General features: G+C 73.3%; 21 protein-coding genes and 1 tRNA gene. 1 reads left to right on the forward strand and 21 read right to left on the reverse strand.

Translation table 11 applies throughout. The features are described 5' to 3' along the window. Positions 1-11: 11 nt before the first annotated feature. From OF852_RS06650 to OF852_RS06725, 16 genes are all read right to left on the reverse strand, one after another. Positions 12-83 (reverse strand) — tRNA-Gln (locus OF852_RS06650). Between the two features lie 85 nt (positions 84-168). Further along, positions 169-1,119 carry a sugar-binding transcriptional regulator gene (locus tag OF852_RS06655; RefSeq protein WP_271121013.1) on the reverse strand — a complete coding sequence of 317 codons (951 nt, stop codon included), beginning with the start codon at positions 1,117-1,119 and terminating at the stop codon, positions 169-171. Between the two features lie 52 nt (positions 1,120-1,171). Further along, positions 1,172-2,179 carry an ABC transporter permease subunit gene (locus OF852_RS06660; protein ID WP_271121014.1) on the reverse strand — a complete coding sequence of 336 codons (1,008 nt, stop codon included), beginning with the start codon at positions 2,177-2,179 and terminating at the stop codon, positions 1,172-1,174. Continuing rightward, positions 2,176-3,726, reverse strand: coding sequence for a sugar ABC transporter ATP-binding protein (locus OF852_RS06665; protein ID WP_271121015.1), 1,551 nt, complete (start codon positions 3,724-3,726; stop codon positions 2,176-2,178). The genes OF852_RS06660 and OF852_RS06665 overlap by 4 nt, the downstream gene beginning before the upstream one ends. Before the next feature lie 4 nt (positions 3,727-3,730). Next, the gene (locus tag OF852_RS06670; RefSeq protein WP_271121016.1) at positions 3,731-4,687 is read right to left on the reverse strand and encodes a substrate-binding domain-containing protein; all 957 of its coding nucleotides are present in this window, start codon (positions 4,685-4,687) and stop codon (positions 3,731-3,733) included. 43 nt (positions 4,688-4,730) lie between these two features. Beyond that, positions 4,731-6,281 carry a xylulokinase gene (locus tag OF852_RS06675; RefSeq protein ID WP_271121017.1) on the reverse strand — a complete coding sequence of 517 codons (1,551 nt, stop codon included), beginning with the start codon at positions 6,279-6,281 and terminating at the stop codon, positions 4,731-4,733. After that, the gene (locus OF852_RS06680; RefSeq protein WP_271121018.1) at positions 6,278-7,339 is read right to left on the reverse strand and encodes a zinc-binding dehydrogenase; all 1,062 of its coding nucleotides are present in this window, start codon (positions 7,337-7,339) and stop codon (positions 6,278-6,280) included. Before OF852_RS06680 ends, OF852_RS06675 begins: the two co-directional genes overlap by 4 nt. A gap of 309 nt (positions 7,340-7,648) precedes the next feature. Beyond that, positions 7,649-8,509 (reverse strand): aldehyde dehydrogenase family protein, encoded by an 861-nt coding sequence (locus tag OF852_RS06685; RefSeq protein ID WP_271121019.1) that lies wholly within the window; start codon positions 8,507-8,509, stop codon positions 7,649-7,651. Then, positions 8,506-10,134, reverse strand: coding sequence for an aldehyde dehydrogenase family protein (locus OF852_RS06690; protein WP_271121020.1), 1,629 nt, complete (start codon positions 10,132-10,134; stop codon positions 8,506-8,508). The genes OF852_RS06685 and OF852_RS06690 overlap by 4 nt, the downstream gene beginning before the upstream one ends. A 12-nt stretch (positions 10,135-10,146) precedes the next feature. Beyond that, positions 10,147-11,154, reverse strand: a complete 1,008-nt coding sequence (deoC, locus tag OF852_RS06695) for a deoxyribose-phosphate aldolase (protein WP_271121021.1) — start codon at positions 11,152-11,154, stop codon at positions 10,147-10,149. Between the two features lie 11 nt (positions 11,155-11,165). Then, the gene (locus OF852_RS06700; RefSeq protein WP_271121022.1) at positions 11,166-12,182 is read right to left on the reverse strand and encodes an ABC transporter permease; all 1,017 of its coding nucleotides are present in this window, start codon (positions 12,180-12,182) and stop codon (positions 11,166-11,168) included. Continuing rightward, a complete protein-coding gene (locus OF852_RS06705; protein ID WP_271121023.1) occupies positions 12,179-13,708 on the reverse strand; it encodes a sugar ABC transporter ATP-binding protein in 1,530 nt (509 codons plus the stop codon). The genes OF852_RS06700 and OF852_RS06705 overlap by 4 nt, the downstream gene beginning before the upstream one ends. Further along, a complete protein-coding gene (locus OF852_RS06710) occupies positions 13,705-14,655 on the reverse strand; it encodes a sugar-binding transcriptional regulator (protein ID WP_271121024.1) in 951 nt (316 codons plus the stop codon). Before OF852_RS06710 ends, OF852_RS06705 begins: the two co-directional genes overlap by 4 nt. Next, positions 14,652-16,163 (reverse strand): FGGY-family carbohydrate kinase, encoded by a 1,512-nt coding sequence (locus OF852_RS06715; RefSeq protein ID WP_271121025.1) that lies wholly within the window; start codon positions 16,161-16,163, stop codon positions 14,652-14,654. Before OF852_RS06715 ends, OF852_RS06710 begins: the two co-directional genes overlap by 4 nt. 4 nt (positions 16,164-16,167) lie before the next feature. Next, entirely contained in the window at positions 16,168-17,211 is a 1,044-nt protein-coding gene (locus OF852_RS06720; protein ID WP_271121026.1) for a galactitol-1-phosphate 5-dehydrogenase, read from the reverse strand. 79 nt (positions 17,212-17,290) lie between these two features. Then, a complete protein-coding gene (locus OF852_RS06725; protein ID WP_271121027.1) occupies positions 17,291-18,268 on the reverse strand; it encodes a substrate-binding domain-containing protein in 978 nt (325 codons plus the stop codon). 178 nt (positions 18,269-18,446) lie between these two features. On the opposite strand from OF852_RS06725, the gene OF852_RS06730 reads away from it, so the two are divergent. Continuing rightward, a complete protein-coding gene (locus OF852_RS06730; RefSeq protein WP_271121028.1) occupies positions 18,447-19,385 on the forward strand; it encodes a cytochrome b/b6 domain-containing protein in 939 nt (312 codons plus the stop codon). A 168-nt stretch (positions 19,386-19,553) separates the two neighbouring features. Here OF852_RS06730 and gltX read toward each other — a convergent pair whose 3' ends face one another. From gltX to OF852_RS06755, 5 genes are all read right to left on the reverse strand, one after another. Then, the gene (gltX, locus tag OF852_RS06735) at positions 19,554-21,053 is read right to left on the reverse strand and encodes a glutamate--tRNA ligase (RefSeq protein WP_271121029.1); all 1,500 of its coding nucleotides are present in this window, start codon (positions 21,051-21,053) and stop codon (positions 19,554-19,556) included. Positions 21,054-21,255: 202 nt separating this feature from the next. Next, positions 21,256-22,254, reverse strand: a complete 999-nt coding sequence (locus OF852_RS06740) for a YeiH family protein (RefSeq protein WP_271121030.1) — start codon at positions 22,252-22,254, stop codon at positions 21,256-21,258. Continuing rightward, positions 22,251-23,474 carry an MFS transporter gene (locus tag OF852_RS06745; protein ID WP_271121031.1) on the reverse strand — a complete coding sequence of 408 codons (1,224 nt, stop codon included), beginning with the start codon at positions 23,472-23,474 and terminating at the stop codon, positions 22,251-22,253. Before OF852_RS06745 ends, OF852_RS06740 begins: the two co-directional genes overlap by 4 nt. Continuing rightward, positions 23,471-24,250: a fumarylacetoacetate hydrolase family protein gene (locus OF852_RS06750; RefSeq protein ID WP_271121032.1), complete on the reverse strand. Its 780-nt coding sequence runs from the start codon at positions 24,248-24,250 to the stop codon at positions 23,471-23,473. The genes OF852_RS06745 and OF852_RS06750 overlap by 4 nt, the downstream gene beginning before the upstream one ends. Beyond that, positions 24,247-25,341: a branched-chain amino acid aminotransferase gene (locus OF852_RS06755; RefSeq protein ID WP_442908659.1), complete on the reverse strand. Its 1,095-nt coding sequence runs from the start codon at positions 25,339-25,341 to the stop codon at positions 24,247-24,249. Before OF852_RS06755 ends, OF852_RS06750 begins: the two co-directional genes overlap by 4 nt. Positions 25,342-25,359 lie beyond the last annotated feature (18 nt).

Below are 25,359 nucleotides of genomic sequence, written 5' to 3' on the forward strand. Positions count from 1 at the left end.
TGGGCACTGCGCTGGGGTACCTGGACTCGAACCAAGAACAACGGTACCAGAAACCGCCGTGTTGCCAATTACACCATACCCCATGGTGGCACCCGGAGAACCGGGCCGACTCGATACTCTACCGTACCCGACGGGCTCCGCCGAACCGGGCCGGGCCGCCGCCCGGCGTCACGCGGCCTCCCCCTCGAGGAGCGCCCGCGCGAGCGCCTCGTCGACGACGAGCGTGTCGAGGTAGCCGCCCGCGAGCGCCGCGCGGACCGCGCTCGTCTTCGCGACGCCGGCCGCGATCCCGATCGAGCGCTCACGGGCGCGGAGCGTCCCGAGCTCGACGCCCATCGTGCGCGCATCGAGATCCGGGTCGGCGAGCGAGCCGTCGGCGCGGATGAAGCGCGAGATCACGTCGCCCGCGGCCCCCGCCGCCCCCAGCTCGTCGATGCCGCGCGGCGCGATGTAGCCCGAGGAGACGAGCACCGACTCCCGGGTGAGGCGGCCGAGCGAGAACATCGCGACCGGCGCCCTGGCCGCGCCCTCGAGCGCGGCGCGCACGCTGTGGTCGCTCTCGAGCGCCGCCCGCACCTCGCGGGTCCCGACCACCGCCGGGACCTGGAGCACATGGGCCTCCCCGCCGCCGAGCCGGGCGAAGCGCGCCATGATCTCGCCCGCCCCGTTCGCGTAGCCGCTCACCGGCACGGCGCCGTTGAGCTGGTGCACCTCCATGCCGCTCGCCCAGCCGTCGTCGAGCGCCTCCGCGACCGCCTGCATCGTCGTGCCCCAGCCGACCGCGATCGCCGAGCCGGCGAGCTCGAGCGAGGCGAGGAACCGGGCGCCGGCCGCCGCGACCGCGAGGAGCCGCAGCCCCTCGTCGTGCTCGTCCTCCGCCGCCGTCTGCGCGACGACCGCATCCCGCAGCCCGAAGCGCGCCTCCAGCGCCACCTCCGCCTCGGTCGCGCGGCTCAGCGGGTGCGCGATGCGCACCTGCACGATCCCGCGGCGCTCCGCGCTCGCGAGCAGGCGGTTCACCTTCGCGCGGCTCAGCCCGAGGCGGTCGCCCACCTGCGCCTGCGTCAGCCCGGCGCGATGATACAGGTACGCGGCGCGCACCGTCGTCCGGTCGTCCATGACCCCGTCCCTCGCGAGTCCCGGGATGCCGCGGCCGGCATCCCCCGCCTGCTCAGCTCGTCCGACCCCGGCGGCGGAGGCGGTCGATGAGGACGGCCGCGAGGATCACGACGCCCATGATGATCTGCTGGTAGAACGACTGCACGTTCATGAGCGTCATCCCGTTCGAGAGCACCGCGATGAAGAGCGCGCCGATCAGGGTGCCGATGAGCGAGCCGCGGCCGCCCATGAGGGAGGTGCCGCCGAGGACGATCGCCGCGATCGCGTTGAGCTCGTAGCCGGAGCCCAGATCGGGGACGGCGCTCTCGAGGCGGGAGGCGACGATGAGCCCGGCGATGCCGGCGCACAGCCCCGAGATGACGTAGGTCGCCATGATGACCCGGCGCACCGGGATGCCGCTGAGGCGGGCCGCCTCCGCATTGCCGCCGATCGCGTAGAGCTGGCGGCCGAAGACGGTCCGGTTGAGCAGGAACCAGCCCGCGAGGTAGACGATCGCCATGATGATGACCGCGTACGGGATGCCGAGCACGCCGGCCTGCCCGATCCAGGAGTACTCGACCTGCGCGGGGATGAGGGTGGTGCCGCCGGTGCCGACGTACACGACTCCGCGCAGATAGGTCAGGGCCGCGAGCGTCACGATGAACGCCGGCAGCGCGAACCTCGCGACGAACACCCCGTTGATGGCGCCGATGAGGGCGCCCGCGGCGAGCGCCAGCAGGATCGAGGCGACCGCGGGCAGCGACTGGTCGCTCGCGACGATCGCGACCATGGCGGCGACGCCGAGCGCCGAGCCGACCGACAGGTCGATGCCGGCCGTGAGGATGACGAAGGTGCCCCCGGCGGCGAGGATCGCGATCGCGCTCACCTGCCGGGCCACCTCGACGAGGTTCTGGACCGTCCAGAAGTAGGGCGCGATGATCGCCATGAGCGCGATCAGCGCGATCAGGGCGACCCCGACGCCGAGCTGGTCGTTGCGCTCGAAGAAGGTGCGCACCGGGCCGTGCGCGGCGCGGGCCGCGTTCTGCTCGGGGGCGCTCGGCGCGGTCGTGGCGGTGCTCATCGTCGCGCCTCCTCGGCGGTCGGGATGGAGGCGGTCGCGGAGCCGTCCGCGAGGCCGAAGGCGTGTTCCATGACGGTCTCCTCGGTGAGATCGGTGTTGTCGAGGTCGGCGACGAAGGCGCCGCGGCGCATCACGACGATGCGGTCCGCGAGGCCGAGCAGCTCGGGCAGCTCGGACGAGATGACGACGATCGCCATCCCGCGGGCGGCGCAGTCGTCGATGATGCGGTAGATGTCGGCCTTGGCGCCGACGTCGACGCCGCGCGTGGGCTCGTCGAGGATGAGCACGCGCGGGTCGGTCTGGAGCCACTTCGCGAGCAGCACCTTCTGCTGGTTGCCGCCGGAGAGCTCGCGGACGGCGCGATCGGCCGCGCCGCCGCGGATGCCGAGGCGCTCCCGCTCGGCCGCCGCGGCATCCGCGACCGCCCGCCGGCGGATGACGCCGCCGCGGGCGACCCGCCGGAAGCTCGCCATGATGATGTTGTCGGCGATGCTGCGCCCGAGCACCAGGCCCTGGTCCTTGCGGCTCTCGGGGACGAGCGCGATGCGGGAGCGGACGGCGGCGCGCGGGCTCTGCGCGTCGACGCGCCGCCCGTCGACCGAGACGCGGCCGCTCGCATGCCGGTCGGCCCCGAACACGAGGCGCGCGAACTCGCTGCGGCCGGAGCCCACGAGCCCGGCGATGCCGACGATCTCGCCCGCGCGGACGCGCAGGTCGCACGGCCCGATCCCGTCGCCGTCGCCGAGGCCCTCGACCTCGAGCACGGTCGCGCCGGGCGTCCGCGCCGAGTCCGCGAAGAGGGTCTCGATGGGGCGCCCGACCATGCGCGTGACGATCGCCTCGGGCGTGGCCGTCTCGGCATCCAGGGTCTCGACGAGGCGGCCGTCGCGCAGCACCGTCACGGTGTCGGCGAGTTCCTCGATCTCGTCCATGCGGTGCGTGATGTAGACGATCGCCGTGCCCGCCTCGCGCAGCTCGCGCACGATGCGGAACAGGTTCGCGGTCTCCCGCGCGGAGAGCGCCGCGGTCGGCTCGTCGAAGATGAGCACCTGCGGGTCGGTCGCGAGGGCGCGCGCGATCTCGATGAGCTGCTGCTGGCCGGTGCTGAGGCGCTCGACGCGCTCCAGCTCCGAGAAGCGGGCGCCCACCCGGTCGAGCTGCTCGCGGGCGAGCCGGCGGGTGCGCCGCCGGTCCAGGACCCCGAGCGGGCCGCGGTGCTCGCGGCCCATCGCGAGGTTGTCGGCGACCGTGAGGTTCGGCGCCATGAGGAGCTCCTGGTGCACGAGCGCGACGCCCGCCTCCTGCGCGGCGCGGACGCCGCCGCCCACCGCCCGACCCGAGACCTCGACGGTCCCGGCGTCGGGCGCGTGGATGCCGGCCAGCACCTTCATGAGCGTGGACTTGCCGGCGCCGTTCTCGCCGGCCAGCACGTGCACGCGGCCCGCGAGCAGGTCGAGGTCGACCCCGTCGACGACGGTGGTGCCCGCGAAGCTCTTGACGATCCCGCGCAGGCGCACCACCGTGCGGGGCTCGACCTCGACCGTCACCGGCTCAGCCCCAGGGGGTGTAGTCGGGCGCCGAGTCGGCGTCGATGAGCTCGGTCGGCAGCTCGATGAGGTCGCTCTCCGGGTCGGTGCCGTCGAGGATCGCGAGGCCGGTCTCGACGCCCTGCTTCGCGAGCGCCGCCGGGTCCTGCGCGGCCGTCGCGGTGATCATGCCGCCCGCGAGGATCACGTCGACCGCCGACTTCGCGCCGTCGACCGAGGTGATGATGATGTCGAGGCCCTTCTGCTCGGCCGCGAGCTGGACGCCCGCCGCGGTCGGGTCGTTGATCGCGAAGACACCGTCGATGTCGGGGTTCGCCGTGAGGATGTCGGTCGCGACCGGGAGCGCCTTGTCGCGGCTGTTGTCGCCGCGCTGCTCGGCGACGATCTCGATGCCGGGGTAGTCCTCGAGCGCGGCCTTGCAGCCGGTGACGCGGTCGGCGACCGCCGAGATGGGCGTGCCGTCGAGGATCGCGATCTTCCCCTCGCCCCCGAGCTGCTCGGCGAGCGAGACGCAGGAGACCTCGCCGGCCTGCGTGTTGTTCGTCGTGATCGAGACGGTCGCGTTCTTCGTGACCGAGTCGATCCCGATGACGGGGATGCCGGCGTCGATCGCGCGCTTCACCGCCGGCCCGACGCCATCCGAGTCGACCGGGTCGATCACGATGAAGCTGACGCCGGAGGTGATGAACTGGTCGATCTGATTGGACTGCGTCTGCACGTCCTCCCCCGCCTCCTGCGAGATGACCTCGGCGCCGGCGGCCTTCGCGGTCTCCTCGGCCGTGCGCGACTCCGCGACGAAGAAGGGGTTGGTGCTGTTCGAGACGGTGATGCCGACCTTGACGGCGCCGTCGCCGGAGCCGCCGCCCGCGGGCGTGGCGCAGCCGGCGAGGACGACGAGGGCGCCCGCGGCGAGGGCGGGCACCGCGAGCGTGCGGTGGAGCTTCTGGACATCGATGGCCATGAGCGTTCTCTTCTCTGTGATGACGGGTGATCGGTGGTGCGGGTCAGTCGTCGTGCTCGTCGTGCTCCGAGAAGCGCTGCAGCCGCCGGAAGACGGGGTCGGCGCTCTCGGCGAGCTCGTCGAAGATGGAGCGCAGCTCGCGGTAGCGGGCGTGGCGCGCGGGGTCGGGCCGGGTCGCGGCCGGCAGGTCGTGCCGGCTCGCGGCCTCGGCGCCGAGGTCGGTGATGCGGCCCGTGGCCGCCTGGGCGATGAGCGCGCCGCCGAGCAGCGCGGTCTCGGCCTTCGGCATGCGCACGAAGGGCACGCCGAGGACGTCCGCCTTGATGCGGATCGACAGCTCGGAGCGCGAGCCGCCGCCCATGGCGCGCACCTCGGAGAGCGGGCGTCCCGTCGTCGCGGGGGCGCGATCCGCCCACTCCGCGTACTGGAACGCGATGCCCTCGAGGATGGCGCGGTACAGGTGGCCGCGCCCGTGGCCGGCCGTGAGGCCGACCCAGCCGGAGCGGAGGTGGGGGCGCGCCGGGGTGACGCCGCCCTGGAAGTGCGGCAGCCACAGCAGCCCGCCCGAGCCGAGGGGCGCGGCGGCCGCGAGCGCCTCGAGCTCGGCGAAGGCCTCCTCCGAGCTGCCGGGGTGCTGGAGCACCTCGCGGCGCAGCCACTCGGTGCCGAGGCCGCCGCCGTTGATGTACGCGAAGCTGACGTACTGGCCGGGGACGATCGAGGGCCCCGTGACGAGCGACATCCGCTCGGTGTCGGGCGCCCAGCGGTCGAGCGCCATAAGAAGGAGGCTCGCGGTGCCGGCCGAGTCGGAGGCCTGCCCGGGCTCCACGATCCCGGCGCCGAGCGAGCCGACCGGCTGGTCGCCGCCGCCCGCCGCGATCGGCGTGCCGACGGGGATGCCGGTCGCGGCGCTCCCGCGCGCGTCCACCTCCCCGATCAGCTCGGTCGGCTCGACGATGCGGGGCAGCAGCTCCTCGTCGAGGCCGAGCAACTCGAGCAGCTCCGGCGACCAGCGCCGGGCCTGCGTGTCGGCGAGGTTCGTGAAGCCGAGGTTCGAGGCGTCGATGTGCGCCTCGCTCGCGGGGAGGCCGGCGAGCCGGGCCGCGAGGAAGGATGCCGGGATCTGGAACGCGGCCGTCCTGCGGTACGCCTCGGGTCGCTCGCGCTTCATCCAGCGCTGCTTCGTGCCGTGCGAGTAGGTCGGCGGCCCGCCCGAGATGCGCGTGATCTCGGCCGCCGCGTCCGAGAGCTCGAGGATGTCGACGGCGCAGCGCGAGTCGAGCCAGGAGTCGAAGGGCGCCACCGGCTCGAAGTCCTGCCCGACCGCCCCGATGCCGGCCATCTGGCTCGAGAAGGAGACGCCCGCGATGTCGGCCGCGCGCCCCGACTCGGCGACGGCCCGCCCGATCGCCTCGTGCGCCTGCCGCTCGATCTCGAGCAGATCCTGCTCCACGATCCCCGGGCGCGGGGTGCTGAGCCGGCTCGGGACGCCCGCGCTCGCGAGGATGCGGCCGCGCTCGTCGACGACGCCGGCCTTGACGAGGGTCGTGCCCGCGTCGCAGGCGACGTAGACGGGCTCCGCGCTCCGGCTCACGGCAGCACCACCGCCTTGAGGGCGCGGCCGGCCCGCAGCTCCTCGACCGCCTCGTCGAGGCGCGCGAGCGGGAGGCGGTGGGTGACGATGGGGGCGTAGCGCTCCGGCTCCGCGAGCAGCAGCGCGAGCGCGTCGGCGCAGTCGGCCGTCGTGTTCGCGGTGGAGCCCGTCACGGTCAGCTCCCGGTAGTGGACGAGGTTGGCGTCGAGCGGGATCACCCCGGCGCCGCTCGGGAGGCCGGCGAAGAAGTTGATGCGCCCGCCGACCGCGGCGGCCTCGAGCGAGGCGGCGAAGGCGGAGGGCGCCGGGGTGCTCACGAGGACCGCGTCGGCCCCGAGGCCGTCGGTCTCCTCCCGGACGCGCCCGACGAGGTCCTCGGCTCGCGGGTCGATCGCCGCATCCGCGCCGAGCCGGAGCGCGAGCTCGCGCCGCGGTGCGGAGGTCTGGCTCACGATGACGCGGCCGACGCCGAGCTGACGCGAGAGGAGCACCGCGATGAGCCCGATGGGGCCGGCGCCCTGCACGAGGAGCCGGTCCTCGGCGCGCAGTCCGATCGCGCGGAGCCCGCGGAGCACGGCCGCGATGGGCTCGACGAGCGCGGCGACGGCCGGGTCGACGCCGTCGGGCACCGGCAGCAGGTTGCCCTGCTCGACCGCGCGGGCGGGGATCGCGATCCGCTCCGCGAAGGCGCCGTCGAAGGTGAGCCCGACAGCCTCGTAGTCGGCGCAGAGGTTGCCGCGGCCGGCGCGGCAGGGGGCGCAGCGCCCGCACGCGATGTTCGGCGCGACCGCGACGAGCGCGCCCGGCTCGAGCCCGGGGCGGCCGGAGGCGTTCTCCCGGACGCGGCCGACGAGCTCGTGGCCGGGGATGCGGACCGTCCCCTCCGGGTAGAGGCGGTGCTCGCCGCGCAGGATCTTGAGGTCGGTGCCGCAGATGCCGGCCGCGACCACGTCGAGGACGACACCGCCGGGCTGGGCCGCGGGCGCGGGCCGCTCGACGAGGGCGAGGGCGGGCCCGGCGGTGAACTCGTAGGCGAGCATGGCGGGTGAATACTCCATTGCATTCGGTGAGCATCTGCTCACGTCCGTGACACAAGTGCGCGTTCCAGGGAGTCAAGCGGCGACCGCCCGCAGGGTCAACGCGATCAGCGGACGCGCGCGAAGCGGCGTCCAGACTGCTCATCCGCGCACGCCCCGCCCCCTCCCGAGGTGCATTTCTCCGCGTTCGCCGCGCGGATCCACGCGGCGAACGCGGAGAAATGCACATGAGGAGGCGGGGGTGGGCGGGGGCGCCCGGAACGAGAACGACCCGCCGCGCGACCCCAGGCAGGGCGCGCGGCGGGACAGGGGGCGATCAGCCTCGTGCGGCTAGATCATGCTCTTCGTGTGCCAGACGGTCTTCGTCTCGGTGAACTGGCGGATGCGCTCGATCGAGGGCGCGGCGGCGTCCGGGCCGTCCTCCGGCCACGCGACGCGCTTCACGGTGTCGACGGCGGCCGTCTCGAGCGCGACCCAGTCGAGCGCTCCCGCGCCGACGAGGTCGAGCGCGTCGACATCCGCGTGGGAGGCGAGCCAGGGCGCGATCTCGGCGGGCGAGCCCGTGAGGATGTTGAGCACGCCGCCCGGGACGTCGCTCGTCGCGAGGACCTCGGCGAGGCTGATCGCCGAGAGCGGGAACGCCTCGCTCGCGATCACGACGACCGTGTTGCCCGCGACGAGCGCGGGTGCCACGGCGCTGACGAGGCCGAGCAGCGAGCTGTCCTGCGGAGCGACGACCGCGACGACGCCCGTCGCCTCCGGCACCGAGAGGTTGAAGTAGGGGCCCGCGACGGGGTTCGCGTTGCCGGCGATCTGGGCGAACTTGTCGGTCCACCCGGCGTACCAGACCCAGCGGTCGATCGCCTCGTCCACCTGCGCCGCGGCGGCGGCGCGCGAGACGCCCTCGAGCGCCGTGATCTCGTCGACGAACTGCGCGTGACGGCCCTCGAGCACCTCCGCGACGCGGTAGAGCACCTGGCCGCGGTTGTAGGCGGTGGCGCCCGCCCAGCCGGACTGCGCGCCGCGGGCGGCGAGCACGGCATCCCGCGCGTCCTTGCGGGAGGCGAGCGAGGCGTTCGCGAGGAAGTCGCCGGTCGACGAGTTCACGATGTAGCTCCTGCCGGACTCCGAGCGGGGGAGCTTCCCCCCGATGTAGAGCTTGTAGGTCTTGGGGACGGCGAGTCTGGTCACTTGCGGGCCTTCTTCCGTGACGTGGCGGTGGCCGACGCGGCGGCCTTCGGGGTGCCGGCCGAGTCGCCGGCGGCGGCGCCCTGGGATGCGGCGCCGGTGCCGGCCTCGACCGACTCGTCGACGACCTCGGTGATGTCGGGGGTCTCGGCGGGCGCCTCGACGGCGGGCGGGGTCGCGGCGGCATCCGCCGCCGCCGGCTGCAGGTAGGCGCCGATCCCCTGGAGCCCGCCCTCGCGCCCGTAGCCGGACTCCTTGTACCCGCCGAAGGGCGAGGTCGGGTCGAACTTGTTGAAGGTGTTCGTCCACACGACGCCGGCCTTGAGCTTGTCGGCGAGCGCGAGCACGCGCGAGCCCTTGTCGCTCCAGATGCCGGCCGAGAGCCCGTAGGGGGTGTTGTTCGCCTTCGCGATCGCCTCGGCGGGCGTGCGGAAGGTGAGCACCGAGAGCACCGGCCCGAAGATCTCGTCGCGCGCGATCGTGTGGCTCGTGGAGACGTTCGTGAAGATCGTCGGCCGGAACCAGAAGCCCTCCGAGGGGAGCTCGCAGTCGGGCGCCCAGGCCTCGGCCCCCTCCGCCTCGCCGGTGGCGACGAGGTCGGTGATGGTCTTCAGCTGCGCGGCCGAGTTGACGGCGCCGACGTCGGTGTTCTTGTCGAGCGGGTCGCCGACGCGCAGCGTCTGCATCCGCTCCTTGAGGCGCGCCACGAACTCGTCGTGCACGCTCTCCTGCACGAGGAGGCGGCTGCCGGCGCAGCAGACCTGGCCCTGGTTGAAGAAGATGCCGTTCACGACGCCCTCGACGGCCTGCTCGATCGGCGCGTCGTCGAAGACGATGTTCGCGCCCTTGCCGCCGAGCTCGAGCGTGAGCTTCTTGCGCTGGCCGGCGATCGCGCGGGCGATCGTCTGGCCGACGCCCGTGGAGCCCGTGAAGGCGACCTTGTCGACGCCCTCGTGCGCGACGAGCTGCCCGCCCATGGAGCCCGGGCCGGTGAGGATGTTGACGACGCCCTTCGGCAGGTCCGCCTGCTGGAGGATCTCGGCGAAGAGGATCGCGGTGAGCGGGGTCGTCGAGGCGGGCTTCAGCACCACCGTGTTGCCCGCGGCGAGCGCCGGGGCGATCTTCCACGCGAGCATCATGAGCGGGAAGTTCCACGGGATGACCTGGGCCGCGACGCCGAGCGCGCGGGGGTCCTTCCCGAGGCCCGCATAGTCGAGCTTGTCGGCCCAGCCCGCGTAGTAGAAGAACCAGGCGGCGACCGTCGGGATGTCGAAGTCGCGCGTCTCCTTGATGGGCTTGCCGTTGTCGAGGCTCTCGGCGACGGCGAGCTCGCGGGCGCGCTCCTGCACGAGGCGGGCGATGCGGAACAGGTACTTCCCGCGGTCCTTCCCCGGCATCCGCGACCACACGGTGTCGTGGGCGCGACGCGCGGCGGCGACCGCGCGGTCGACGTCGGAGCCGTCCGCCGCCGACATGGTGGCGAGCTTCTTGCCGGTGGAGGGGGCGATGGTGTCGAAGGGGGTGCCGTGGCCCTCCGTGAACTCGCCGTCGATGAAGAGGCCGTACTCGTCGCGCAGCTTCAGGATCGACGTCGACTCGGGGGCCGGTGCGTACTCGAGGAAACTCATGGGATGCGGTCCTTAGTCGATCGTGACGTAGTCGGGGCCGGAGTAGGCGCCGGTCTTCAGCTTCTGCCGCTGCAGCAGCACGTCGTTGAGCAGCGAGGAGGCGCCGAAGCGGAACAGGTGCGGCACGAGCCACTCCTCCCCCAGCGTCTCGGCGACGGTGACGAGGTACTTGATGGCGTCCTTGGAGGTGCGGATGCCGCCCGCCGGCTTCACGCCGATGCGCTCGCCCGAGAGGCGGTGCCAGTCGCGGACGACCTCGAGCATGAGCAGCGTCACCGGGAGGGTCGCGGCGGGGGCGACCTTGCCGGTCGAGGTCTTGATGAAGTCCCCGCCCGCGAGGATCGAGAGCACCGAGGCGCGCTTGACGTTGTCGTAGGTGGTGAGCTCGCCGGTCTCGAGGATGACCTTGAGGTGCGCGTAGGTGCCGTCCGCCTTCCGGCAGGCCTCCTTCACGGCGACGATCTCGTCGAAGACCTGGCCCCAGCGGCCGGCGAGGAACGCGCCGCGGTCGATGACCATGTCGATCTCGTCCGCGCCGTGCGCCACCGCATCCCGCGTGTCGGCGAGCTTGATGTCGCGCGAGGCGCGGCCGGAGGGGAAGGCGGTCGCGACGGCCGCGACGCTCACGAGCCCCTGGTCGGGGTCGCCATGCGCGGCGCCGAGCGCCTGGACGGCGTGCGGCACCATGTCGCCGTAGACGCAGACGGCGGCGACGCGGGGCGCGGTGCGATCGGCGGGGTCGGGGACGAGGGCCTTCGCGACGAGCGAGCGCACCTTGCCGGGGGTGTCGGCGCCCTCGAGCGTCGTGAGGTCGATGAGCTCGATGATGCGGTCGAGGGCCCAGGCCTTCGAGCTCGTCTTGATCGAGCGCGTGCCGAGCCCGGCGGCGCGCTGCTCCAGGCCGACGGCGTCGACGCCGGGCAGGCCCTCCAGGTAGCCGCGCAGGGCCGTCTCGCTGACGTCGCCGCCGAGGATGTCGACCGCCCGCTGGGCGGGGGCGACGGCTCGCTCCATGGTCATGTCCGGTCCTCTCAGATCGCGCGCGCCCGCGCGTCGATCAGCTTGTTCAGGATGAGCGCCACTGCCAGGATGACGCCGGTGGCGACCATCTGGAAGAACGATCCGATGCCCATCAGGTTGAAGATGTTCTTCAGCACCGAGAGCAGGAAGACCGCGATCACGGTGCCGCTGATCCCTCCTCTGCCGCCGAAGAGGCTCGCCCCGCCGAGCACGACCGCCGCGATGGCGTCGAGCTCCGCGCCCTGGAAGGCCGTGGGCTGGGCGATGGTCAGGCGGCTCGTGAGCAGGATACCCGCGAGCGCCGCCGTGAGCCCCGAGATCCCGAAGACGGCCATCTGCACGACGCGGACGGGCACGCCCGAGAGGCGCGCCGCCTCCTCGTTGCTGCCGACCGCGTAGATGTACTCGCCGAAGGTCGTGAACCGCAGGATCGCGGCCGCCGCGAGGGCGACGACGATGAAGACGATGCCCGTGATCGGGATGACGCCGAGGTAGCCGCCGCCGACGATCGTGAAGGCCTCGGGGAGGTCCTGCCCGACGGGCTTGCCGTCGGTCGTGAGATACGCGCCGCCCCGGATCGCCGTCAATCCGGCGAGCGTCACGATGAAGGCGGGGAGGCGGATCCAGGCCGCGATCGAGCCCATGACGAGCCCGACGCCGACGCCGACGATGAGCGCGAGCAGCACGGCCGCCGGGATCGGCAGCGCGCCGTCGAGCGCGATCGCGACGATCATGCCGCTGAAGGCGGCCGTCGAGCCGACCGAGAGGTCGATCCCGGCGGTGAGGATGACGAGGGTCATGCCGACCGCGAGGATGCCGGTGAGGCTCGACTGCTGGAGCAGGTTCGCGAGGTTGCGGACGGTGAGGAAGTTCGGCGACAGCAGCGAGGCGACGACGAACAGCGCCGCGAAGACGATGAGCAGGTTGCCCTTGACGAGCCAGCTCGAGCCGCGCCGCCGCCACAGCTCGCGAGCCGGGGATGCGGTGGCCGCCTCGGGTGCGGGGGCTGGGGCGTTCAGGGTGTTCATGGCTTCTCTCCGCTGATGACGGCGTGGGTGATGGTCTCCTCCGAGGCGGTTCGCGGGTCGAACTCGCCGACCTTGCGCCCCTCGTGGAGGACGATGATGCGGTCGGCGTTCGCCATGAGCTCGGAGAGCTCGGAGGAGGCGACGAGGACGGCGGCGCCCTGCTCGGCGACGGCGTGGACCTGCCGGTAGAGGTCCGCCTTCGCGCCGATGTCGAGGCCGCGGGTCGGCTCGTCGAGGAGGAGCACGCGGATGCCGCGGGCGAGCCACTTCGCGAGGACGACCTTCTGCTGGTTGCCGCCCGAGAGCTGGCCGACGGCCTGGTGGGGGCTCGAGTGCCTGACGCCGAGCCGCTCGAGCACGGGCTGCGAGATGCGGCGGCCGCGCGCGTGGGGCGCCAGCCAGGGGGCCGTGTCGATCGAGGCGATGCCGGCGTTGCGCGAGACGGACAGCCCGAGCATCAGCCCCTCCGTCTTCCGGCTCTCGGGCACGAGGCCGAAGCCGGCCGCGGTCGCGTCCCGGACCCCGCGGATGCGCAGGGGGCGGCCGTCGAGGCGCAGCCGCGTCGTCGCGGGGCGGGCGCCGTAGATCGCGGAGAGGAGCGTCGTGCGCCCCGCGCCGCCGAGGCCCGCGAGCCCCACGATCTCGCCCGCGCGGACCTGGATGCCCTCGATGTCGATGAGGCCCGGGATCGCGGCGCGCTCGATCTCGAGGACCGGCTCCCCACTCGGCACGGGCCGCGTGTTCACCTCGGTGAGCTCGCGCTGCTTCTCGCCGATCATGTCCGCGATCCACTGCTCGCTCGTCGTCGTCGCGACCTCGTGGCGCGCGACATCCCGCCCGTCGCGGAGCACCGTGATGCGGTCGCCGATCGCCGTCACCTCGTCGAGGCGGTGCGAGATGTAGATGACGCTGCGGCCCTCGGCGCGCAGCCCGCGCACGACCGCGAAGACCTTCTCGACGTCGTCGGCGCCGAGGGTCGCGGTCGGCTCGTCCATGACGATGATGCGGGCGTCGACCGTGAGGGCGCGCGCGATCGCGGTGAGCTGCTGGTCGGCGATCGGCAGCCGGCCGACGACCGCGTCGGGCGAGAACGTCGCGCCGACCCGCGCCAGATACTCCTTCGCGAGCTGCGTGCGGCGGCCGCGCAGCACGAGGCCGGCGCGCGAGGGCGAGTGGCCGAGGAACAGGTTCTGCGCGACCGTGAGGTCGGGGAACAGGTCGAGCTCCTGGTAGATCACGGCGATGCCGGCCGCGATCCCGTCGACGGGGCTCGTGAGGGTCACCGGCGCCCCGTCGACGAGGATCTCGCCCTCGTCCGCGAGGTAGGAGCCGGCGAGGATCTTCATGAGCGTCGACTTGCCGGCGCCGTTCTCGCCGAGGAGGCAGTGCACCTCGCCCGCCGCGACCTCGAGGCGCGTGCCCTTGCAGGCGTGCGTGCCGGGGAAGGACTTGTGGATGCCGCGCATCTCGAGCCGCGGGGCGGTCGTGCGGGGGGCGGTCGCCGTGGTCGGCGCGTCGGGGCTCATGCGGCTCCCTCCAGGAGGTGCTGGGCGGTGTCGTCGTCGGTCACGAGGACGGTGCAGAGCCCGCTCGCGACGACGACCCGGCAGATGTCGTGCTTCGATTCGCCCGAGATGACCGCGATCGCGGTCCCGGCGCCGCGGATGTCCTCGATGCCGAGGCCGAGGGTCCGCTCGTCGAGGGCGGGGTCGATGATGTTGCCGTCCGCGTCGATGAAGCGGCCGAGCACGTCCGCGACGGCGCCCTTGCGGACCAGCTCGCCGGCCTCCTCGGCCGAGAGGTAGCCGGACTCGACGAGGACCGAGCGCGGATCGACCGTCCCGGCCGTGAAGACGTAGGCGTTCGCGGAGCGCCCCAGCTCGAGCACGCCCGCGACCGTGCGGTCGCGCTCGATCGCGCGGCGGGTCTCCGCCTCCTCGAGGATCGCGGGGCTCGGCAGCAGCGTCGCCGAGCCGCCCGCCTTCTGGGCGATCGTGACGGCGGTGTTCGCGGCCGTCGAGGCGCGGCGGTTGAGGCTCACGCCCCCGTTGATCTGGACGACGTTGACGCCGTTCGCCCAGCCCTCGCCGAGCGCCTGCGCGACGTCGTGCATGGTGCGCCCCCAGCTGATGCCGAGCGTCCGCGGCACGGGGCGCAACTGCGTCAGGTACTCGGCGGCACCCGCGGCGACGCGCGTGCGCAGCTCCGCCTCCGACTCGGCGCCGGCGCGCGGCACGACGACCGCGTCCTGCAGCCCGAAGCGGTTGCGCAGCTCGCGCTCGAGCGGCAGCCGGCGGGCGCGGGGGTGCACGATCTCGATGCGGATGAAGCCCGCCTCCTTCGCCTGCGTGAGCAGACGCCCCACCTTCCAGCGGGTGAGGTGGAGGATCGCGCCGATCTCGTCCTGCGTCTTCCCGTCCTCGTAGTAGAGCTCGGCGGCGCGCACCGCGAGCAGCTCCGTCTCGGCGTTCACGAGTGCACCGCCCCCGAGCGGGCCGCGAGCCGATGGTGGAGCGCCGTCGTCACGGTCGTCGCCTCCCGGTAGAGCGCGTAGGACTCCTCGAGCACGGCCCGATACGCGGGGTCCGGCTCGACGCGCCGCGCCGCGGGACGGAGCCGCTCCGCCGCGGCCGCGAGCGATCCCGTCTCGCCCGAGGCCGACATCCCGATCGCGGCGCACGCCATGAGGGTCAGGTTCTCGCCGTCGACGAGATGCACGGGACGGCCCAGGACATCGGCCGTCGTCTGCAGCCAGAGGCTGTTGTGCCGGATGCCGCCCGTGAGGTACACGTCCGAGGTGTCGACCCCGGCGTCCGCGAAGGAGTCGAGGACCTGCCGGGTGCCGAAGGCGACCGACTCGACCGAGGCCCGGTACAGCTCGGCGGGCGTCGTCGCGAGCGAGAGGCCGAGGACGGCGCCGCGCAGCTCGGGATCGCGCAGCGGCGTCCGGTTGCCCATGAGGTTGTCGAGCGCGAGGAGGCCGTGCGAGCCGGGCGCGATCGCGCCGGCATCCGCGATGAGGGCCTGGATGCGCTCCCGGCCGAAGCCGAGGACGCGCTCGGCCAGCCAGGTCAGCGCGGAGCCGGCCGAGACCTGGCCGCCCTCGACGAGCCAGCGCTCGCTCAGCGCGCGCGGGTAGGGGCCCCAGATGGTCGGCGAGAAGACGGGCTCCTCGAGCTCCGCGATGAAGGCGTTGGAGGTGCCCGCGACGATCGACACCGGGTTGGCGCTGTGCCCCGCGAGGGCCACGAGCGAGAGGTGCGCGTCGATGCCGCCGACGCCGACGACGGGTCGATTCACGAGCCCGAGCTTCGCCGCCGCCTCGTCGGTGATCCGGGCGGCCGGCGCACCGACCTCGCGGATGTCGGCGGGCAGCTTGTCGGCGAGCTCCGGGACGCCGAGCGCGGCGTAGAGCTCCGCCGGGAGCCCGCCGTCGCGGCTGTCGAGGTTCCACTTGCAGGTCGCGTTGAGCCGCGAGCCCACCCACTCCCCCGTCAGCCGGAAGGTCAGGTAGTCGACGGCCTCCACGATGTGCGCCGCGCGGTCGTAGAGGTCGCGCTCGTGCTCCGCGAGCCACATCGCCTTCGGGACGAGCCACTCCGAGCTGTCGGAGCCGCCCGCGTAGCGCAGCGCCGGGTGGTCGACCTCCGCGGTCCGCCGCGACTGCGCCGCCGCGCGCGCATCCATCCAGAGCAGTGCCGGGCGGAGCGGCCGCCCGTGCTCGTCGAGCACCGCGACCGAGGAGGAGGTCGTCGCGACCCCGATGCCGGCGACCGCGCTGGTCCCCGCCTCGGCGAGCGCCTGCCGCGAGGCCTCCGCCGCGCTCGCCCACCACTGCAGCGGATCCTGCTCGGCCCAGCCCGGGCGCGGGAACGCCGTCGGGTAGCTCGCGACGCCGTCGCCCACGCGGACGCCCGCGTCGGTGTAGACCGCGGCGCGCGCGCTCTCGGTTCCGATGTCGATGGACAGGAAGTACGTCATCAGCTCACGCTTCGTTGGGGAGGAAGAGCACCTTCGAACTGAAGATAGACCGGTCGAAGAGCTGCTTCATCGTCTCGGGCAGCGCCTCGAGCCCCAGCTCGTGCGTGATCATGAACTCCCAGCGCAGCTCGCCGCTCGCCAGGCGCTCGGCCGACTCCGTCCACTCGCGGCCCGGGAAGGGCGCCGAGAAGGAGTTCCAGCTGCCGTGCAGCGTGACCTCGTTGCGGAGGAAGTGGCTGAAGACCGCCTTCTCGAGCTGGACCGTCGAGTTCGGGATGCCGATGAAGGCGGCGTGCCCGCGACGCGCCACGAGCGACACGGCGAGCGCGATCGTCGGCGGCACGCCCGCCGACTCGATGACGACGTCGTAGCCCTTGCCGGCGTGGGCGCGCGCCTCCTCGTCGCCGTTCGCGGTGTGCGTCGCGCCCGCCTCGACCGCCATGGCGGCCTTCTGCTCGTTGAGGTCGACCGCGAGGATCTCCGTCGCGCCCTTGATGCGGGCCCACTGGACCGCGAACAGGCCGATGGGGCCGGCGCCGATGACGGCGACGCGGGAGCCGGGCCCGACCCCGGTGCGGAGCAGCGCGTGGAGCGCGATCGCGCTCGGGTCGATCATGGCGGCGGCGCGCGGGTCGAGGCCCTCGGGCATCTTCAGCGCGTTGTCCTCCGGCACGATCACGAACTGGGCGTAGGCGCCGTCGCGGCGGCTGCCGAAGTAGTCGTAGTCCTCGCAGAGGCTGAAGTGCCCCTCGAGGCAGCTCTCGCACCGCCGGCACGGCAGCAGCGGCGGGACGCTCACGAGGTCGCCGACCTGGAACGCCGTCACGTCATCCGCGACCTGCGTCACGTGCCCCGAGAACTCGTGGCCGCAGATGATCGGGTGGCGGTAGGCGCCGTTGACGTTCATGCGGGGGATGTCGGACCCGCAGACCCCGCACGCCGCCACCGCGACGAGCATCTCGCCTGGGCCCGGCGTCGGGATCTCGACCTGCTCGACCCGGAGGTCGCCCGGGCCGTGCATCTGGACGGCGGTCATCTTCTCGGTCATGATCACGGCTTTCTCGCGCGAGCGCGGGCAGGGGTCGGGAGGGCGGCGAGGCTGTTCGCCGCCCTCCCGGAGGAGTGGGTCAGTTCTTGGCGAGGGCGAAGAGGGTGTCGCCGACGTAGTCCGCGGCGTTCTCCTTCGTCACGAGCTCCGTGCCGGCGTCGATCTCCGCATCCACGTCCTCGCCCTCCGCGGCGGCGATCGCGGTCTCCGCGGCGGTCGCGCCGAGCGCGATCGGGTCGTTGAGCGAGGTCGCGACGTACTGCTCGCCGTCCGCGATCGCCTCGACGGCCTCCATGAGCCCGTCGACGCCGGCGACGAGCACGTCGTCGCGGCCGTTCTCCTGGAGCACCTGGAGGGCGCCGAGCGCCATGTCGTCGTTGTGGGCGTAGACGACCTTCACGTCCGAGTTCGCCTGGAGGAGGTCCTGCATCGCGGTCACCGCGTTCGAGCGGATGTACTCGGCGTAGGGGCCCTCGACGAACTCGATGCCCGACGCGCCCTCGAGGGCGTCGTGGAAGCCCTGCGAGCGGTCCATCGCGACGCTGCCGCCGGCATCCCCCTGGATCTCGATGATCTTGCCGCCCTCGTCGCCGAGCGCCTCGAGGACCGCCTCGCCGACGAGCTCGCCCATCGCGACGTTGTCGCGGCCGACGTGCGCGATCGCGCCCTCGGCGGGACGGTCGACCGTGACGACCGGGATGTCGGCGGCCTTCGCGGCGGCGATCGAGGGCGCGATGCCCTGCGGGTCGACCGGGTTGACGAGGAGGACGTCGACGCCCTGCGTGATGAGGTCCTCGATGTCGTTGTTCTGCTTCGTGATGTCGCCGTTGGCGTCGACGTAGCTGAGCTCGGCGTCGGCGGCCTCGGCGGCCTGCTTGACGCCCTCGCCGAGCTCCACGTAGAAGGGGGACTGCTGGGTGGCCTGGCTGAAGCCGACCTTGAGCGTGCCGTCGTCGTCCCCGCCGCCGGCGCCGCCGGGGCTCGTCGTGACGGAGCAGGCGGAGAGCGCGAGCAGGGCCGGCGCGGCCATGGCGGCGATGAGCAGGGACTTCTTCATTGAGGTCGACCTCCGTTGGTCTTCGGTGCTGCGGGTCCCATCACGCTAGGGCGATCGGGCCGGCCGATGCAACGGAAGTAGGGCTCTCTGCTCACATGAGCAGCAGCCGTGCGGGGCGGCCCGCATCCGAGCAGTCGCGCCGACGCGGCGCACGGGGTGCCGTCGATAAGCTGGAACCGTGCCGCGCAACGCCCCCCGCTCCCGTCGCGCACGCCTCGTCCTCCTCGTCCTCGGCCTCCTCGTCGCCGGCGCGATCGTCGTCGTCCTCGCGCGCTGGCTGCGCGAGCAGCCCGCCGTGCTCGAATTCCTGGCGCGCTACCCCGGCGAGGTGGCGCCGCCGCCCGGCACCCCCGTCGGCTTCCCCTGGTGGCTCAACTGGTCGCACGGGCTCAACGCCTTCTTCCTCGTCTTCATCGTCGCCTCGGGGCTGCGCATCCGCTCCAAGGTGCGGCCGCCCGCCTTCTGGACCCGCGATCCCGTGCGCTTCCCGAGACTGCGGGGCGCGCCCGCCCGCCTGTCGATCCACACCTGGTGGCACCTCGTCGTCGACACCCTCTTCGTCCTCAACGGTCTCGCGTTCGTCGTGCTGCTCGTCGCGACCGGGCAGTGGATGCGGATCGTCCCGCTCAGCTGGGAGGTCGTGCCGAACGCCGTCTCGGCGGGGCTCCAGTACGCCTCCTTCGAGTGGCCCGTGCACCACGGCTGGGTGAACTACAACGCGCTGCAGCAGCTCTCCTACTTCGCGACCGTGTTCCTCGCGGCGCCGCTCGCGCTCGCGACCGGCCTCCGTCTCTCGCCGGGCTGGCCGGCCTCCTGGCGCCGGCCCTCCGGCCTCCTCGGGGATGCCGCGGCGCGGCGCACGCACGCGTTCGTGCTCTGGTACTTCGTCGGCTTCACGGTCGTGCACGTCGGGCTCGTGCTCACGACGGGCGCGCTGCGGAACCTCAACACCATGTACGCGGGACGCGACGAGGTGAGCTGGCTCGGCGCCGGCGTCTTCGCGGGCAGCCTGCTCCTCACGGCCGCGGCCTGGCTGCTGCTCTCGCCGCGGCGCATCACGGCCATCGCGAAGCGCACCGGCACGGTGCGCGAGCTGCCCGCACCCCCCAAGCGCTGACGCGGCCGCCCCCGCCCGTCGGCGTGGCGGCCATGGCTGCCGTGGCTGCCAGAGACATGTCTCTTGCGGCGCAGACGGCCGCACACCACCGTCCCGGGCGCGACAGACATGTCTCTTGCGAGTGGAACGACGGGGATGCGGTGGCGGTCGGCGCCGACGGCCGGACGCTCAGAGGGTGCGGCGGTAGGCGGTGAGACGCGCGAGCGTCGACGCCTTGCCGAGGATCTCCATGCTCTCGAACAGCGGCGGGCTGATGCGGCGGCCGCTCACGCCCGCACGCAGCGGGCCGAAGGCGGTGCGCGGCTTCAGGCCGGCGCCCTCGATGAGCTCCGCGCGCAGCGCCGCCTCGATGGGCTCGGCGGCGAAGTCCTCGAGTCGCCCGAGGGCCGCGATCGAGGCGTCGAGCACGAGGCGCGCCTCGTCGAGGTCCTTCTCGCGCGGGCGGGCGTCGTCCTGGACGACGAGCTCCGCGTCCGGCGTGAACAGGAACTCGAGCATCGGCCGCGCCTCGCTCAGCACGCCGATCCGCTCCTGCACGAGCGGGGCGGCCTCCCGCAGGATCGCCGCCTGCGCAGGGCTCGGCGGCTGCTCGACGAGCCCCGCGAGGTAGGGCACGATGCGCGACTCGAAGTCCTCCGGGGCGAGCATGCGGATGTGGTCCCCGTTGATCGCGTCGGCCTTCTTCTGGTCGAAGCGGGCCGGGTTCGGGTTGACGTCGGCGATGTCGAAGGCCGCGACGAGCTCCTCGGTCGTGAAGACGTCGCGGTCGGCCGCGATCGACCACCCGAGCAGGGCGAGGGCGTTGATGAGCCCCTCCGGCACGAAGCCGCGGTCGCGGTGGTGGAACAGGTTCGACTCGGGGTCGCGCTTCGAGAGCTTCTTCGCCCCCTCCCCGAGCACGAGCGGCATGTGGGCGAAGCGCGGCACGAAGTCCGTGACGCCGATCTCGATGAGCGCGAGATACAGCGCGATCTGCCGGGGCGTCGAGGACATGATGTCCTCGCCGCGGAGCACGTGCGTGATCCCCATGAGCGCGTCGTCGACGGGGTTCACGAGCGTGTAGAGCGGGGCGCCGTTCGGGCGCACGACGACGAAGTCGGTGAAGCTCCCGGCCGGGAAGGTCACGGGGCCGCGGATGAGGTCGACGTAGCTGAGCTCGGTGTCCGGCACCCGGAGGCGGAGGCTGGGCCGGCGACCCTCTGCGCGGAACGCCTCGCGCTGCGCCTCGGTGAGCTCGCGCTCGTGGTTGTCGTAGCCCTGGCGGGGGTCGCGGCCCGCCTCGCGGTTGCGCGCCTCCATCTCCTCGGGGGTGACGAAGCTCTCGTAGAGGAAGCCGGCGGCCTTGAGCCGTGCGATGACGTCCTGGTAGATCTCGCCGCGCTGCGACTGCCGGTAGGGCCCCGCGGGGCCGCCCGTCTCGACGCCCTCGTCCCAGTCGATGCCGAGCCAGCGCAGCGCGTCGACGAGCTGGAGGTAGCTCTCCTCGCTGTCGCGGGCCGCATCCGTGTCCTCGACGCGGAAGACGAGGCGGCCGCCGGTGTGGCGGGCGTAGGCCCAGTTGAAGAGCGCCGTGCGGACCATGCCGACGTGCGGCGTGCCGGTCGGCGAGGGGCAGAACCGCACCGTGACGTCGGTGCCGGTCGCGGTGGTGAAGGGGAGCTCGGACATCGGGGTCGAGTCTAGTTGCGGCTCAGACCAGCAGGTCGCGGAGCCAGGACCGGATGCCGTGGAGGCTCGCGTCGGATCGGCGACGGACCGGGACTCGGAGGATCGCCCTCATCCGGCCGACGGCGGTCGCGCGGAGGCGAGATCTCCGAGTCCGCACTCGAGAGACCGCGGCCGAGCACGCGACGACGGGGCGGGCGGGGCCTCAGGCGGCGAGCGCGACGACGCCGAGCGCGAGCCCGAGGATCGCGAGCCAGGCGAGCGCACCCGCGGCCAGGGCGCGGCCGCCCGAGCGCACGAGCCGGTCGAGGCGCAGCGAGGCGCCGATCGCCGCGAGCGCCGTCGCCAGGAGGGCCGACTGGAGGCCGCCGGCGACCGCGAGGACCGGCTCGGGGACCTCGACGAGCGTCCCCAGGACGACGAGCGCGGCGAAGCCGACGATGAAGAGCGGCACGACGGGCGGCCGGGGCGAGCCGTCCGCCTCCCCGCCCGCGCGCGCGAGGCGCCGCCGCGTCCCGATCGAGGCGCCCGCGACCATCGGGGCGAGGAGCAGCACGCGCGTGAGCTTCACGACGACGCCGACCGCGAGCGCCGCCGCACCCGCGGAGCCGGCCGTCGCGACGACCTGGCCGACATCGTGGACGCTCGCGCCCGCCCACACGCCGAAGCCGTGCGCGTCGAGGCCGAGCAGCGGCGAGAGCAGCGGGAGGACGAGGATCGCGAGCGAGCCGTAGAGGGTCACGAGCGCGGTCGGCGCGGCCGCGTCCTGCTCGCTCGAGCGGCGGGCGGCGCTCATGGCGCCGATCGCGGAGACGCCGCAGATCGCGAAGCCCGAGGCGAGGAGCACCGACTCCTCGCGACCCAGCCCGAGCAGCCGCGCGATCCCCCAGGTCGCGAGGAAGGCGAGCGCCACGAGGGCGACGATCGCGAGCACGACCGGCCAGCCGAGCCCCGCGATGTCGACGAGCGACACCTGGAGCCCGAGCAGCACGATCCCGAGGCGCAGCAGCCGCTTCGCCGCGAGCGCGACGCCCGGCCTGAGCGCGCCGTCGAGCCGGGCGCGGAGCGCGGGGATGCTGCCGGCCGCGACCCCGAGGACGAGCGCGGCCGTCAGCCACGGCACCGCCGACAGGACCGCGTGCACGCCCCAGGCGAGCGCCGCGAGGAACGCGGCCGCGAGCAGCCCCGGCGCGAGGCGCCTCATGCGCCGACCGACCGCACCCGGCCCGCCCGCACCCGCGTCAGCAGCAGCGCGGAGGCGACCGCGACGAGCGCGATCGCGGTGAGCGAGAGCCCGGCATATCCGAGCAGCGCGAGCACGACGCCCGCGAGCGCCCCGCCGAGCCCGCCCGAGGCGCTCATCACGAGATCCGAGCGGCCCTGGATGCGGGTCCGGTGCTCAGGACTCGTCGCGCCGGCCACGAGCGCCGAGCCCGAGACGGTCGACGCGCTCCAGCCGAGGCCCAGGAGGATGAGGCCGACGACGACCGCCGCCTCCGACTCCGCCCCGATCGAGGTGCACAGGAGCGCCGCGAGGAGCATCGCCTGGCCGAGGCCGATGACGAGGATGCGACCCAGACGGTCCGAGAGCACGCCCCAGAGCGGCGAGAGCGCGTACATGCCGGCGACGTGGAGGCTGATCGTGAGGCCGACGATCTCGAGGGTCGCGCCGTGGTGCGTGAGGTGCACGGGCGTCATCGCCATGACGGAGGCCATGGTCGCGTGACTGAGGCCGATGACGGCGATGCCGACCCGCGCGGTCGTGCGGTCGGCATCCACCCGCGCGACCGCCGCCGCGGGGGCCGCGGCCTCGAGCCGGCGGGCGAGGAGCAGGGGATCGGGGCGCAGCCCGACCAGGTAGATGACGGCCGCGAGCGCCTGCGCCGCGATCGTGAGCAGGAAGGGGCCGGCGAGCTCCGGGAGCCCGGCCGCGAGCCCGAGCCGGTTGCCGAGGCCGATCGTGTTCGGCCCGACGACGGCGCCGATCGTCGTCGCCCAGACGACGATCGAGAGGTCGCGCCCGCGGCGTGCGGGCGGGGCGAGGTCGGTCGCGGCGAAGCGCGACTGGAGGTTGACGGCCGTGCCGACGCCGATCATCGCGAAGGCGAGGACCAGCAGGGGGAAGACGACGAGCACGGCCGCGACGATCCCGAGGAACGCGCCGGCGGCCGCCGTCAGCGCGCCCGCGGCGAGCGCCGAGGATCGTCCGAGGCGCTGGGCGAGCGCCGCGAGCGGGACCGCCGCGAGCGCGGCGCCGACCGTGGATCCCGTGGTCGCCGCCCCCGAGAAGGCCTCGGAGCCGGAGACCAGGGTCGCGAGCAGGGCGCCCGCCGAGAGGGTCGACCCCATGCCCAGCCCGCTGAGCACCTGCCCCGCGACGAGGACGCCGCGAGTCCGGCGGTGGACGAGAACCGGGTCGGTCACCGCGGGTCGCGGTACGCGGCGGGGTTCGACAGCGTGCCGATCCCCTCGATGCGGATGTCGACGGTCTGGCCGTCGAGGAATCCGCCGACCCCGTCGGGCGTGCCCGTGAGGATGACGTCGCCCGGCAGCAGGGTCCAGACGTCGGAGATGTACTCGATGAGCTCGGGGATCTTGTGGAGCAGGTCGCTCGTGCGGCCGTGGCGCCGCGGCTCCCCGTCGACCCAGGTCTGGATCTCGAGGTCCGCCGGGTCGAGCTCGGTCTCGATCCACGGCCCGAGCGGGCAGAAGGTGTCGTAGCCCTTCGCCCGCGCCCACTGGCCGTCGGCGAACATCTGGTCGCGGGCGGAGACGTCGTTCGCGATCGTGTACCCGAAGACGACGTCGCGCCAGTTCTCCTTCTTCACCTGCTTCGCGACGTGCCCGATGACGATCGCGAGCTCGCCCTCGTGCACGATGCGCCCCTCGACCGGCGGGATGCGGATCGCGTCGCCCGGCCCCACGACCGAGGTGTTCGGCTTGAGGAAGATCAGCGGGGTGTCGGGGCCCTCATGGCCCATCTCCTTGCGATGCGCGGCGTAGTTCATGCCGACGCAGACGACCTTCGAGCGCGGGATGACGGGCGCGAGCAGCTTCGCCTCCGCGAGCGGCACCCGCTCCCCCGTCGGCTCGTAGGGCATGAGCATGGGGTCGCCGACGAGGACCGCGAGGTCCTCGCCGTCGACGATGCCGTAGCGGGGGCCGTCGGCCCCCGGGCTGGTGAAGCGCGCGACCTTCACGCGTCGAGCCTCCGCATCCACCCGTGCGGGTCCTCGCGGCGGCCGTACTGGATGTCGGTGAGCTCCTGCCGAAGCGACATGGTGAGCTCGCCGGCGACCGCATCCTCGGATCCGATCGTGAACCCCGCCGACTTCAGCTGGCCGATGGGCGTGACGACGGCCGCGGTGCCGCAGGCGAAGGCCTCGACGATCTCGCCCGACTCGACCCCGTCGCGCCACTCGTCGATCGAGACCGGCCGCTTCTCGACCCGGTGGCCGCGGTCCTCGGCGAGCTGCAGGATGCTGTCGCGGGTGATCCCCTCGAGGATCGAGTCGCTGTCGGGGGTGACGAGCGTGCCGTCGGCCTTCACGAGCACGACGTTCATGCCGCCGAGCTCTTCGAGATACCGGCCCTCGAGCGCGTCGAGGAAGAGCACCTGCGCGCAGCCGTGCGCGGCCGCCTCCTGCTGCGGGAGCAGCGAGGAGGCGTAGTTGCCGCCCGTCTTCGCGGCGCCCGTGCCGCCCTTGCCGGCGCGGTTGTACTCGGTCGAGAGCCAGATCGAGACGGGGGCGACGCCGCCCGTGAAGTAGGCGCCCGCGGGGCTCGCGATGACGTAGTAGTTGACCTTCTTCGCGGCGCGGACGCCGAGGAAGGCCTCCTTCGCGAACATGAAGGGCCGGAGGTACAGGCTCGTCTCGGGGGCACTCGGCACCCAGTCGCCGTCGACCGCGATGAGCTGCTCGAGCGACTCGATGAAGTACTCCACCGGCAGCTCCGGCAGCGCGAGGCGCTCGGCGGAGCGCTGGAGGCGGCGGCCGTTCGCGTCCGGGCGGAACGACCAGATGGAGCCGTCGGCGTGGCGGTAGGCCTTGAGCCCCTCGAAGATCTCCTGCGCGTAGTGGAGGACCGCGGCCGCCGGATCGAGCTGGATGGGGCCGTAGGGCTGCACGCGGGGACGGTGCCAGCCGCCCCGCTCCGACCAGCAGATGTCGACCATGTGGTCGGTGAAGTGGTTGCCGAAGCCGGGGTCGGCGAGGACGGCGGCGCGCTCCGCCTCCGTCTTCGCGGACTCGTTCGGGGTCACGGCCCAGGCGAGGTCCTTGCGGGCCATCTGGAGCGGAATCGTCAT

This window comes from Homoserinibacter sp. YIM 151385 (assembly GCF_027912415.1).
In the GTDB taxonomy this organism is placed as follows: Bacteria; Actinomycetota; Actinomycetes; order Actinomycetales; family Microbacteriaceae; genus Schumannella.